The sequence below is a fragment of the Cryobacterium sp. Y50 genome, from assembly GCF_002929805.1.
Classification (GTDB): domain Bacteria; phylum Actinomycetota; class Actinomycetes; order Actinomycetales; family Microbacteriaceae; genus Cryobacterium.
The window spans coordinates 1-12,259 of record NZ_PJJM01000042.1; the positions used below are offsets into that span (position 1 = coordinate 1).

Here is a 12,259-nt window from a genome sequence, read left to right on the forward strand (position 1 = left end):
AAACGCTTCCAGCACGCCCACTGGCCACAACCCGCCCACGAACCAGAAATCACCATTCACGCGCCTAACTGAACGGTATTGCGCTTAGCCTGATGACGTGGAAACGAGAGAAGAGTCCATTTGCCGGCCGTTCGACGCCGCTCGTTGGCGACTAGCTGAAGCTGACAGCTTCGATGTCCAACGCGACGAACTCGGCCACATGCTGCACCAGTTCTTTCGGCTCGTTGAGCTGAAAGGCGGCGTGGAGATCCTGAAATGCGAACCTTCCGCCAGCACAGCTCTCGCAATCCTTCTCTTCAGGCACAAGAACACCCATGAAGTCACGCGGGTAGCCGAACCCGCTGATGTCTTCATCGACACGTTCACCAACTTGTATGGTGCACTCATCTGGGATGCGCCCCCCGAAATAGCTGGTGATAATCGCTTCACCGCCTGGGGGACGGACAGCATGGTAGGCAAACCTGCCCTCGACACTATGACCGAAGCCTTCAATCAGGTACTCACCTTGCCGCGAGATAACTCAGGCGCAGTCTGAGGAATCACCGTTGACTATGGCAGCGTTATTCGGACCCACCAGGGCAATCTAAGTGAGACCCGTCAGCATGCCAGGACGGTCGACCGACAGGGGTAGTTGTCGCCGTGGTCGACTACGAAGTCGGGCCCAGCGAACACGGCGCCGCCCACCAACCGGCCGAGCCACTGACTCAATACGTCAGCGTCGGTGATGCAACCCATGCGGTCAGCTCCCTGCGCGCAATCCGCAAAATGCTGCGAGCCCTCGAAATGGCACCCACCGCACTGCCGAGTCCTGAAGCGAATTGACTCGCCCCGGACCGCGACCCCGAAGGCTGGCGGCCGACAGGATGAAGATGACCCAATCGCCCTGGCCGGCATCGTTCGCAGGGCGAACCACGCGACAAGGACGCAAGGTCTGTGGCCCGCGTCACCTCCGCCCTGGGGGCCGCTCCATCACGGTTCCTCACGCCTCACGGCACAGCTTCGGACCCTTCGATGTCGATTGGAGCTGTGGTGGGGATTGCAGCCGACAATACGGCTAAAGCATCTCTCACGATGGCGATCCGCTCACGAGCGTCAGGGTGGAGCCGACGCGGGGCCGAAACCTTCAGCCCGCAGAAGTCCAATGGATCCAGAGGATCCAGTGCCTGCAATGTACGTCGCATTTCCCCGTGCGTCAGTAGCGACGTTTGGGCTGTGTAGTGAGCGGTGCCCGTGACGCCGACGGTTTTCGCCGGCGGGAGATGCGCGTCCGCCCACCCCTCGCCGTAAGCGGTCGCCTCAGCCGCGCATCCGGAGAACATCACACCCGCGAGCAATCCAGCGGCTTGCGCTGCTCGAACGTGATCTACTGCGCCGTCAACTTGTCTCGCCTCGATCACCGACCGCGCCCAGTTTACGGATACTCCGAATTCAGTTGACGAGTTGCGGAGAGCGGTGCCCACCGCCTCAAGCTCAGCGCTTTGGCTGAGGAATCCCTTGGAGGGCGTCTGGCCCGGAACGGGCGCATCGCAGTGCTCGACCACCAATTTCGCGCCTGACCAGTCCCGACGGCCCAACACGGTCAACGATTCTGCAAATCTCTCCCCACTCGAGGTGACGCTTCCCGAGATTGCCCTCGGGGCGGAGTGCACTTCGACGGCGGCGACGACGGCGGCACCTGCTGCGTCGTTAACTCGCGCTACTGCTTGCCGCGCCTGTTCGCAGAAGTCGATGGCCGCCTGCCGCCCCTCGGCTGATTCCGAAGCAAGCCCGAAGTTGGCATCGAGGGCGAGCCGGTTGACCGTTCCTGGTATGAGGGTGATGACGACAGTCCAGTTCGGCTTGATTTGCTGAAGCAGCCATTCTTCGTCGAACGGATGAAGCGATGTGTCAAAGGCGAGTTCCAGTCCGCCGAATCCTGGGAGCGCCGCGACTTCGGAGTAATAACGCTCTTCGTCGGCCTTGTGTTCGCGTTGGGTTGACGGCGCAGCCGCGTATGCCCCGATTACGTAATTCATCAGTCAACTCCGGTGCTGGATTCGTTCGTCTCGTTCGAGCGAGGCATTGCTTAGCGCGATTGAAGCAGCTTCCTTCGAGGGAAGACCTGTTGTGTCACCGACGGTCGCGACCACCCCTGCTGCGAAGTCCGACCCCAGGGCAGCAGCCGCGCGGGCGGAGGCGCCGACAAGGCGCGCGGAAAGGTAACCGCCGAGGAAGGCGTCTCCGGCTCCGACTGAATCAACTACAGTCGCTGCCGAGGATGGCATGTGAACCGGCTCACCCTGGCCACTGGCAAACCAGCATCCGCGTTCGCCGCCCTTCAGGACGGTCTCTTTGACTCCGGCCCTTCTGGCAGCGGCGAACACTTCGGGGGGAGATGTGGTGCCGAATATCGCCTCGGATTCGTCGTCTCCCAGCACGAGGAGGTCCGTGAATGCCAGAATTCGCCGAATGGAGGAGACGACTTCCAAACTGTTTCCTAGCGCCGGTCGAGCGTTGACATCAACTACAACGGCGGTTCCGTAGGAGGCAGCATTCGTGGCGATTGCATCGATGAGTCGGCGCGGTCCGTCGCCAAGCGCCGCCGTTAGGCCGGACAGTATGACGGCACGCGGGGGTTCAGCAGCCCACAGCCGGTCCGCGTCCGAGACGTCCATTGTTGACGCGGCAGAGCCTGTCCGGTAGTAGACGACCCGTCGGCTACCGTCGGGTGGTGTCGCTCGAAGGAAAAGGCCAGTCGGATGAAGGGGGTCAGTGGCGATCAGGTTCCGCTCGACGTTCAGGGCTGCCATCGCCAGTCGCACGCGCTGCCCAGGTTCGTCGTCGCCAACCCGGCTGAGCAACGCCGTGCGCCCGCCCGCCCGGGCGATCGCCGCAACCGCGTTGAACTCGGCGCCCGCTATGTCGACCAGAAGGTGTTTCGCCTCGGTTAGAGATTCGGGTGGAGGGGCTTGCAGCAGCAGCATGGCTTCGCCCACCCCAACTACATCAAGCTGCTTGCCAAGCGGGGAAGCTGAGGGTGGCCAGGTCACGTGATTCGCCGGCCTCTTGCAGGTAATCCATCGCCCCAGCCATGGACGAATTCCTTTGCCCGGCTCGCCAGCGCATCCCAACGGTTTGTGGCAACTAGGTCTTCGGCGACCAATGCGCTCCCGACGCCAACACCAGTGCAGCCAAGTTCCGCGTAGAGCTGGGCGGTCGCAACGTCGACACCCCCCGTCGGCATGAATGAGACGTCCGGCATCGGCGCCATGATCGACTTGAGATATTCGGGTCCGCCGACAGAATTCGCTGGGAAGACCTTGATCGCGGCAGCCCCGAGGCTCCACGCGAGGTCTATCTCGGTCGGTGTGAGAGCACCGCAGATCACCGGGATTTCGGCGTCATTTGCGATGGCGAGGACCGAGGGGACCGTTGTCGGCGTAACCAGAAACTGTGCGCCGTTCGATATCGCGCGGCGAGCGTCGTCGTCCGTGCGGACCGTTCCAACACCGATCTGTGCTGCCGTCGAGCCGCGCCAGCGAGCCACCGTTTCTAGGCACTCAGGCGTTCCGAGTGTGATTTCGATGTTTGTGATCCCACCAAGCGAGAGAGAGTTGAGGACCTCATCCTTAGCGGCCTGGTCTCGAAGACGCACGATCGCGACGATGCCAGTGAGTTGCGTCGCTTCACTCATTTGAACCTCTTTCATCTAGCTCGCTGGTTGTGGGCACGAGGACGACTTTGAGTCGTCCGGGTGCCGGGCTGGACGCGAGGTCGTATGCGCGCTGTGCCTCATGCATGGGAAGGATGTGTGTGACGAGCGCGCGCGCGAGGAGCGGATTCGCCGCCAGGTATCCACAGGCTTCGCGCAGGTAGCGTCTGTGGTTGAGGGTCACCCCGCCCGAGACGGTCAAATTGTTGCGAACGACCGTGGTCAGGTCGATCGGGTAGGCGGTGAGGGCAGGGATGCCAAAGCAGTAGACAATTCCGCCGACTGCGGTTGCGTCGATAGCGTCCCGCAGGGTCGCGATCTGGTGGCCTACTGCTTCGATGACGACGTCTGCGCGGCTCCGCTCATCAATGTTTTGGACCCATTCGGTGCTGGACGCGTGTACAAGATGGTTAATCCCGAAACTGGACTTCAGTTCTACCCTGTTGATCGGGTCGACGCCTGTGACGCTTCGGGCGCCAGCGCGTTTTAGGACATGACAGAGCATGAGTCCGATGGCGCCGAGGCCAATCACCGCGACGTCTTTGCCCGCTACATTCCCGAGGCGCGACGCAGCGAAAAGGACGCAGGCGAGGGGCTGGGCGATGACAGCCTCCCAGGGGGGCAGCTCGACATCGCAAAGGGCTAGTTGCTCAGCGCTGGTGATGACAAGCTCCGCGAGACCATTCATTTCTGAAGCCCAGCCCACAACCCGCTGTCCGACCTCGAAATCGCCACTGCGGGTTGCGACTACATCGCCCATGATCTCGTGTAGCGGGTATCCAACGGCAGCTGGAATGCTGTCGGCCGTCTGTCCACCGCGCCGAAAATGCGGTACGTCGCTTCCACAGATAGATGCTGCCGCCACCCGAACAAGAACCTCGCCGTTGACCAGCGAGCTCCCGTCAGGTGGCGTCACAGTCACATTAGTGATGAGCGACGGCGCTACGAGCTGTGCTGCCTGCACGTCTATCCCTTCACCGCTCCGGCTGTCATTCCGCGTGACAGGAAGGGCTCGAGTAATATGAACAATATGACCATCGGGGCGGTCGACATGAGGCTTACCGCCATCAGGCCGGACCAGTCCACGCTGTATTCGCCGATGAATGATGCAATGCCCACAGTTACTGTCCATCCCTGCGGGTTGCTCATGAGTGTGCGGGCGAAGAGAAAGTCCCCCCACGTCAAGATTGACGCGTACGTGAAGGTGGCAGCGAGCCCCGGTAGTAGCAATGGGGTGACCACATGCCAAAGTGCTTTCAGTCGAGAACAGCCGTCGATCATGGCAGCCTGCTCGATTTCCACGGGCACGGAGTCGATGAATCCCTTCATGAGCCACGTCGTGAATGGGACTGTCGCCGCAATGTTTACGAGGATGACCGACCAAAGATTGTTGGTCAATCCCGTCGTGGAGAAGAGCACGAAGATGGGAATGATCAGAAGGGTCCCGGGTAGCATACGGCTGAACAGCAAGGTGAAACCCATCGCCTCCTGGCCGCGTGATCGGAAGCGAGAGAGGCTATACCCGCCAAGGGTGCTGATGAATGTGGATATCACCGCTGCACCCAATGTGGACAATGCGGAGTTGCCAAGCCATTGAAGTACTGGACGTCCCTCGATGACCTCCGTGTAGGCGTCCATCGATGTGGATCCGAGAGGAGGGACCAGAGGCGGGGACGACGTCAACAACAGGCTGGATGGAACGATCGAGGTCATCACCATCCAATACACCGGGAACAGAAGTACCGCGACGGCTGCTAGAGCGATCGCCAGGAGTCCGTATTGGCGCGTCTTTGAAAGCTCTCTCATTAATTCATCTCTCTACGCAGATTCGCGTCGGATAGATCGGCCTGCGGCTATCAGGACGGTTCCCGCTATCACCATCGTGACAACGCCGAGAGCGGCCGCGACGCCGAGCTCGAAGTATTGGAATGCTTCGGTGTAGATGCGTATGGCGAGAGTCTGAGTTGCTTCATTGGGCCCGCCCCTGGTAAGCGGAAAGATGAAGTCGAACTCACGGAAAATACCGATCCCGGTGATGATGACTGCCAAAGCGGACGCGCTCCTGACGGCTGGCCACGTCACATGCTTGAACTGTTTCCGTGAGTTAGCGCCGTCCATTTGAGCTGCTTCGTACTGCTCCCCCGGAATGGCCTGCAAGGCCGCTAGAAGCACGAGCGTGAAGAACGGGTAGTACTTCCAGACGGTCGGGATGATGACGGCCGTCATCGCAGTGTCACTGTCTGCCAACCATGCGATGTTCGTTTCAATTAGACCGACGCTCCGGAGAAGGAAGTTAATGACTCCATACGATGCATCGAGCATCCAGCTAAATGCGGCGCTGACTGCGACGCCGGGAATCGCCCACGGCAGCAGGACCAGCGGTCTGAATATTCGGCGGCCCGGGAACTTCCGGTTAAGGAGTAGGGCGAGCGCGAGCCCGATAGCAAACGCGGGTAGGAGCACACCCAGCGTGTATACAGCGGATCGCCAGATGTCGTCGAGCAGCCCAGGGTCGGTGAGCACGAATATGTAGTTGTCAAAGGTGAGCGGGAGATCATTCAGCCTCTCCAGATTCGTTATCTCACCGCCCCGCAGGCTGAGGTTGATCGCGACGTAGAACGGATAGGCCATAAGGAGGCCGACCACCGCCAGGACTGGCCCAAGCGTGACGTAGCCGAAGAGCCGATCGCGAGTCCGAGCGGAGCGGCGCCTCCTTGGGCTACGGAATCTCGGGGGCCCGACACGCTTAGCGGCGGACTCCTTCTGGATGCCAGAGCCAGAGCCAGTGGCGGTGGCGGTGGTCGGAGTCATTAGGAGCCGAGCCCGCTCTCGAGATCCTGCTGAAGTTCCGCCGCGACCTCCGACGTAGGCTTGTCAGACGAAATCAATTTGATCGCGGCTTGTGAGACGATCTCGCTTAGGCGGCTGAAAGACTTCCGCTGCTCCGGATCGGTCGGGTAAATGGTGTGAGCGTCCTCAACGAGGGTCTGAAAGAGTTCAAGTTGCGGATGCTGGGTAAGCGCTTCCGCCGTCACGGACCCTTCTCGAGGCGCTGGAACGGCTGTGAGGGTCGCATACCGCTCCTGCCATTCCGGGCTGGCTGCTAGTTCGATGAAGTCCCACACCGCTTCCTCCTTGGCGTCATCCAATCCCGCGGGCATGTGGATGCTGTTACTCACGCCTCCCGGAACCGCGCCGAAGGGGGGAGCAGTAACTTTCAAGTTCTCCTTTACACCGGCGGCAGCAGAGTCAAGCTCAGGAAGGAAAAATGGCCCGTCAAGCAGCATTGCAATTTTCCCGCTCAGGAAAAGTTCGTTTCGCTGCTGAGACTGAATGCCGGCTGGCGCGTTGGAAAGTGCGTCACGGTATTGCTGCAGCGCCTCGACCACACTCGGGGAATCGGCTTGGAAGTTGCCATCCTCATCCGCAAGCGTGGTTCCGTTTCCAACGATGAAGGACATCAACTCGGTGTAGTTGTCGGGACCCTGCTGTGTTGTCGCACCGAATCCGTAAACCTCGCCGTCCGTGACGGCTCTCGCAGCCTCGACGAGCTCGTCCGCTGTGGTGGGCACCTTCACCCCGGCGTCATCCAATAGGCCTTGGTTGTAGTACATCGTGTAGCCGTAACCGAGCAGTAGTACCCCATAGGTCTTTCCCTCAAGAGCCATTTCCTCCTGCAACGGAGTCCAGGATTCGACGATATCGGTGTCCGCCAGGCGGTCATCGAGCGGCTCCAGCCAACCGCGGCTAGCGAATTCCGAAGCGTTCCGTGCAGGCAACTGAACAATGTCGGGATAGTCGCTTGCTGAAAATCGCGTTGTCATTTGGTCGACGTAGCTATTGAAGGGGACCTGATAGAAGTCGATGGAGACGCCATCATGCTCTTCTTCGTAAGCGGCTATGAGTTCATTCCACCAAGGCGCGAAAGCGGGGTCCTCTCCTTGCCAGGTGGGGAACTCCAAAGTGATCTGACCGCTCGCTTCTCCTGTCGAAGCGCTGCACGAGGTCAACATCAGTACGGAAGCGGCAAAGGCCGCCCCCAGGGCCAAAGGAACTTTCTTGAGCATGATTGGTCGTCCTTCTCTTCTTACGGTGGCGGCCGGGCCAGAGTGGCCCGATCAAGTAATGGAGCGTTCTAGGAAATCGGGATTTCGGAACCTAGGGGGACCGTGTAGCCGAGCGCAGTGCTAATCGAATCCGCAGTCTCTATCGCGATGCGGGAAATTTCCACTTCCCGCATCGGGAGGTCCATCGCCGATAAACCGCCAGAGATCGACAGTGCGGCCACAACCGCGCCATTGGCGTCCCTAATCGGAGCGGCCAAACAGGTCCTGCCGAATGCCAGCTCCTCTCGTTCGGTCGAATACCCGCGCAGGCTCAGTTCGTCGATCATGAGGTCAAGCTCCTCGTGCGTCTTTGCGGTGTTCGGGGTGAACCGCTTGAGGAACGGCAGGAGGCTTCTTCGCGATGCGGGGGAGAAGTCGAGCAGCAAACATTTGCCCAAGGCTGTGGCATGCAATGGATTGCGCTGGCCCATAAGGGTGAAGAATTTCGGGGCATCCTTGCCCTCAAAATTGCACAGGTAGAAGAGCTCGTCTCCTCGACGGATAGCGACATTCGCTCCGAGTCCCAATTTTCCGGCGAGCTCCTGAGCTGGTTGACGGGCGCTCCGGTGCACGGGATTCTCGTTCAGCGCGGCCCCGGCGAGTGGCAGTAGGGCCAGGCCGAGCCGGTAGAGGGTGCTCTCCTGATCTCGCTCGACAAGCTCGAGGGACTCGAGCGTCGAGAGTAAACGAGAAGTCGTTGACTGTCCGAGGCCAATGTGGCGCGCCACCTCGGATGCGCGCATTGAGCGGCCATGCGACAAGGCGGCAAGAACCGCAGCCGCTCGCTGCACGCTCTGATTGTTACCCGCATCCATTGTCATGCCCACTCTCCTCATGCCTGCATCCATTTACATGGATATTACATTGAGAAATGGGATAATGTAAACCTCATATTGGGTATCAATGATCAGTGAGTGGGAATCGCATGCAAATTATTGACGTGGAGACCTTTGTTCTGAAGGTCCCGGCGGAAGAGGCCTACCTTGGTCGCCTACCCGACGGGTCAAAGCTGCCAACCGGCTATACGGTGCGGCCTCCGTGGCGGAGCCTGTATTCCGAGAAGTACGAAACGGTGCTCGTGAAAATCACGGCGGCGAATGGTGTTTCTGGATGGGGGGAGGCGCTTGCGCCAGTCGCGCCAGAGGTACCGGCCGCAATTATCGATCGTCTACTCCGCCCCGTCCTCCTTGGGTCGGACGCGCTCAAGCCCCGGCCGAATTGGGTGGCCCTCAGCAACCTGATGCGCGAAAGGGGCCACTTGGTAGGACACCAGGCGGACGCGCTGGCAGCCGTCGACATTGCTCTGTGGGACCTTTTCGGCAAATTGAGTGGACGCTCGGTTGCGGAGCTACTTGGAGGGGCATTCCGAACGCGGATTCCAACCTACGTGTCGGGTTTGCCCCGCCCCAGCGACCACGAGCGAGGCGAGCTCGCCGCCGAATGGCAGCAACGAGGAGCCAAGATCGTCAAGCTCCACCTCGGCCATGGCGTGGAGGCAGATCTCGAAACCGTGGCCGCCATCCAGGTCGCGGCACCCGCTTTGCAGATCGCCGTCGACGCGCACTGGGCCTACTCCTTTAGCGAGGCACGCGTGCTCGCGGACGGCCTGGCGGCTCGAGGCGTGTCCTTTCTCGAAGCGCCGCTCGCTCCTGAGGACGAAGACTCTCACGCGCAGCTATGCGCTCAAGCTCGCCTGCCTATTGCGATCGGAGAAATGCTTCGGAACCGATACGAGTTCTCTCGGTGGCTCTCCACTCGCGCGTTGCACATCGCACAGCCCGATGTTGGTCGCACCGGCATTACTGAAGCGATGGCGATCGGCGAGCTGTGCGTTGCGCATCACGTCCCCGTAGCCCCGCATCACTCCGTGGGCCTCGGCATCGTTCTAGCGGCGGGCCTGCATGTCAGTGCATCGCTGCAGGGCTTCAGCCTATTCGAGTATCAGCCAACTTCGACCGCGGTCGGCAGTCAGATTCTCAGCTCAACGATCGTCACTCAAGCAGACCACTTTGAACTGCCGAGCGGCCCCGGCCTCGGGATCGAAGTCAATGAAGAAATCGTGCGCAACCTTCATAAGGAGTCGCAGTACTAATGACACACACAATCCATGGGCTCGTCCCCATTCTCGCAACGCCCTTCCATGTCGACGGTTCCCTCGACATGGCGAGCCTTCGGCGTCTTACCGAATTCAACATCTCCGGCCATGCTGATGGCCTGGCAGTTTCCGGCATGGCAAGCGAAGCTTTCGCACTTACGGCGAAAGAGCGCCAGACTATCTTGACCGAGGTGGTGCGGATCGCTGACGGTGCATTGCCTGTCGTCGCCGGCGTTAACGGCACGTCCACTGTCACGGCAATTGAACAGGCCCGCGAAGCGGAAGCCGGAGGCGCAACCTGCCTTATGGTGCTTCCGCCGTTTATGGTCAAGCCTTCTGCCGCCCAGTTGGTCGACTTCTATCAAGGTGTCGCCGAGGCGGTGGATTTGGAGATCATGGTGCAGGATGCTCCAGGCCCAACTGGAGTGCAAATGGCTGTAGCGACTGTGGTCGAGTTGAGTGAAATACGCGGGATCACCTCCCTGAAGGTTGAGGCGCCGCCTACAGCTCAGAAGGTGGGGGCCGTTGTCGCCGCAGTACAGAGCGGCCAGTTCGCGGTGCTCGGCGGCAACAACGCTCAATTGTGTCTGGAGGAGTACGCCCGCGGAGCCATTGGAACGATGCCCGCGTGCGAATTTACCGATGCGCTCAGCGTCATTCTCGACAAGTGGAATTCTGGAAATCAAGACGATGCGCGTCAGGAATTTGCCGCACTTCTCCCTCTTCTTCTCTTCGGCGTACAGCCAGGGCTCGCCTGGGCAGTCCACAAGGAAGTCCTCGTGCGTCGCGGAATCATCGACCATGCGACCGTTCGGCTTCCCGCCGGCGCTCTGGACGGTGTTACACGTGCGGCACTCATGCAGGTATTGGAATCCCTGCAGACTCCACTGCGGCATATAAAGGGCGCTTCCGCGGTACTTGGCTAAATTCGCCGAGCATTCGTGGATGTTAGCGGCCATGCGAAACTGGGTGTTTTCTAGCCAACGTCGCAACACGCGAGGAGTGCAGGCGTTTCTTGGCCTCGCTGCGGGTGCGCTGATCTACTACGCCGCTGCGGTCGCATGGGCGGTTCTGACGGTGGGCGGCTTTGGTACCGGTCTTTTGTCGACGATCACGGTCTCTATCCTCGCGGGGCTGACCGTCTTTGTCGGGTGGCGCTGGTCGATTGTTGGTCTGACTGCCGGTATTTTCATCCTCATGTTTGTGTTGTTCGCCGGACTCACTGGGATCAGCTCGGGGCCTCCGGCGTCGTTGTGGGAGGACGTGCCTGGAGTTCTGGGGCACGGCGCTGCAAGCGGTTACCCGTCGATTGTGGGGGTCGTGCTGGTGTGCTCCTCGATCGTCAGGCGGTTGCCGGCACCCCGCAAGTGATTATGGCGAGTGCCCGGTGGCCGCTGACGAGGGGAACGCCCTCTCGCGCAAATATCGCAAGTTCTTGAACTGAGTAACCATAGTCATCTATGGGACCTGGTGGTGCGCGCTCCGATGGAGCAGGGGCGGGTGAGTGCCCAGGTCACGCTATCTCTCGGCTTCCTGCGCTTCTGTGAGGGGCGTCGGGACTTTGGATGCTTCCTGGAGGGATTCTTGTATCTTCCGCGCAACGCCCGAGGTGGCCACTAGAGCAAATGCCAGGATTACTAGCGGTGTGCGCGCACCGTGGAAGAACAACGAAGAGATATCCAAAGGCAGTGGCGCCGCCCACCGGTCGTTGTCGGAATCGGCGATGAAACCCACGACTACGACGAGCAGCATCACGCTCGCAATGACTATGGCCATTCCAGCGCGCTGGGCAATAACCACCCCAAGCCCGATGGCAATGACGACGCTAATCAGAGAAGCCCAAGCGTAGTCATTGGGTCTGAGCTGTGCGATCCAGAGCGCCGAGGCCAAGCTCAGCGAGTAATAGGCCATTAGGCCGAGCAAAACTCCGCCTACCCAGTCGAAAATCTTTCAATCTGCCGCCTCCACCCCAGCGATGGGCACAAGGTCGGCCGTCACGCCGCCCGAACTGCCTGCATAATTTGCAGACTATCAGCATGATATGCGTATAGCAAGAGAAATGTGCTGGTCAGGTCCATTTTTTGTTGGGTCGCAGCTAGGCACGTCGCTGCTGCCATTACGCAGGTGTGATCGCAGAGCTTGGGTGACATGATACTTGATCAGGTGGCCTGCGAGGCCGCGGGCGTATGAATACACGATTCCCGGCTATGCGCAGAATGCGCATATGGCTACGTTATTACTTGTCATAATCATTATTATCGGTCATATCGCCCGTCATATCGCCCATCATATCGCCCGTTATATGATCCGACGTGCTGATAGGTTAGAAGCCTCGAAGAAGCAATTCATGGGGGTGGATCATCAGGA

13 protein-coding genes are annotated in these 12,259 nt (G+C 60.1%); 4 read left to right on the top strand and 9 right to left on the bottom strand.

What is annotated here, in order from left to right; genetic code table 11:
* Positions 1–97: 97 nt before the first annotated feature.
* Positions 98–535 carry a hypothetical protein gene (locus CXY73_RS00740; RefSeq protein WP_104176482.1) on the top strand — a complete coding sequence of 146 codons (438 nt, stop codon included), beginning with the start codon at positions 98–100 and terminating at the stop codon, positions 533–535.
* Positions 536–986: 451 nt separating this feature from the next.
* Here the strand turns inward: CXY73_RS00740 and CXY73_RS00750 are convergent, their stop codons facing one another.
* From CXY73_RS00750 to CXY73_RS00785, 8 genes are all read right to left on the bottom strand, one after another.
* Positions 987–2,015 (bottom strand): DUF4862 family protein, encoded by a 1,029-nt coding sequence (locus tag CXY73_RS00750; protein WP_104176484.1) that lies wholly within the window; start codon positions 2,013–2,015, stop codon positions 987–989.
* A gap of 3 nt (positions 2,016–2,018) precedes the next feature.
* A complete protein-coding gene (locus tag CXY73_RS00755) occupies positions 2,019–3,029 on the bottom strand; it encodes a sugar kinase (RefSeq protein WP_369831185.1) in 1,011 nt (336 codons plus the stop codon).
* The gene (locus CXY73_RS00760; RefSeq protein ID WP_199185234.1) at positions 3,026–3,673 is read right to left on the bottom strand and encodes a bifunctional 4-hydroxy-2-oxoglutarate aldolase/2-dehydro-3-deoxy-phosphogluconate aldolase; all 648 of its coding nucleotides are present in this window, start codon (positions 3,671–3,673) and stop codon (positions 3,026–3,028) included. The genes CXY73_RS00755 and CXY73_RS00760 overlap by 4 nt, the downstream gene beginning before the upstream one ends.
* Positions 3,666–4,655: a zinc-binding dehydrogenase gene (locus tag CXY73_RS00765; RefSeq protein WP_158253966.1), complete on the bottom strand. Its 990-nt coding sequence runs from the start codon at positions 4,653–4,655 to the stop codon at positions 3,666–3,668. The genes CXY73_RS00760 and CXY73_RS00765 overlap by 8 nt, the downstream gene beginning before the upstream one ends.
* Before the next feature lie 2 nt (positions 4,656–4,657).
* The gene (locus CXY73_RS00770) at positions 4,658–5,329 is read right to left on the bottom strand and encodes a carbohydrate ABC transporter permease (RefSeq protein WP_158253967.1); all 672 of its coding nucleotides are present in this window, start codon (positions 5,327–5,329) and stop codon (positions 4,658–4,660) included.
* A gap of 180 nt (positions 5,330–5,509) precedes the next feature.
* Positions 5,510–6,322 (bottom strand): carbohydrate ABC transporter permease, encoded by an 813-nt coding sequence (locus tag CXY73_RS00775; protein WP_158253968.1) that lies wholly within the window; start codon positions 6,320–6,322, stop codon positions 5,510–5,512.
* 179 nt (positions 6,323–6,501) lie between these two features.
* Positions 6,502–7,758, bottom strand: coding sequence for an ABC transporter substrate-binding protein (locus CXY73_RS00780; RefSeq protein WP_104176490.1), 1,257 nt, complete (start codon positions 7,756–7,758; stop codon positions 6,502–6,504).
* Positions 7,759–7,826: 68 nt separating this feature from the next.
* Complete coding sequence (locus CXY73_RS00785; RefSeq protein ID WP_104176495.1) at positions 7,827–8,618, bottom strand: IclR family transcriptional regulator; 792 nt, start codon at positions 8,616–8,618, stop codon at positions 7,827–7,829.
* Positions 8,619–8,722: 104 nt separating this feature from the next.
* Between CXY73_RS00785 and CXY73_RS00790 the strand changes: the two genes are divergently transcribed.
* The 3 genes from CXY73_RS00790 (at position 8,723) to CXY73_RS00800 (ending at position 11,263) form a co-directional block, all read left to right on the top strand.
* On the top strand, positions 8,723–9,889 hold the full coding sequence (locus tag CXY73_RS00790; RefSeq protein WP_104176491.1) for a mandelate racemase/muconate lactonizing enzyme family protein: 1,167 nt from the start codon (positions 8,723–8,725) through the stop codon (positions 9,887–9,889).
* A complete protein-coding gene (locus tag CXY73_RS00795; RefSeq protein WP_104176492.1) occupies positions 9,889–10,818 on the top strand; it encodes a dihydrodipicolinate synthase family protein in 930 nt (309 codons plus the stop codon). The genes CXY73_RS00790 and CXY73_RS00795 overlap by 1 nt, the downstream gene beginning before the upstream one ends.
* A 76-nt stretch (positions 10,819–10,894) precedes the next feature.
* Positions 10,895–11,263, top strand: coding sequence for a hypothetical protein (locus CXY73_RS00800; protein ID WP_146071554.1), 369 nt, complete (start codon positions 10,895–10,897; stop codon positions 11,261–11,263).
* Positions 11,264–11,410: 147 nt separating this feature from the next.
* On the opposite strand, the gene CXY73_RS00805 is transcribed toward CXY73_RS00800, so the two are convergent.
* Positions 11,411–11,803, bottom strand: a complete 393-nt coding sequence (locus tag CXY73_RS00805; RefSeq protein ID WP_146071555.1) for a hypothetical protein — start codon at positions 11,801–11,803, stop codon at positions 11,411–11,413.
* Positions 11,804–12,259: the final 456 nt, after the last annotated feature.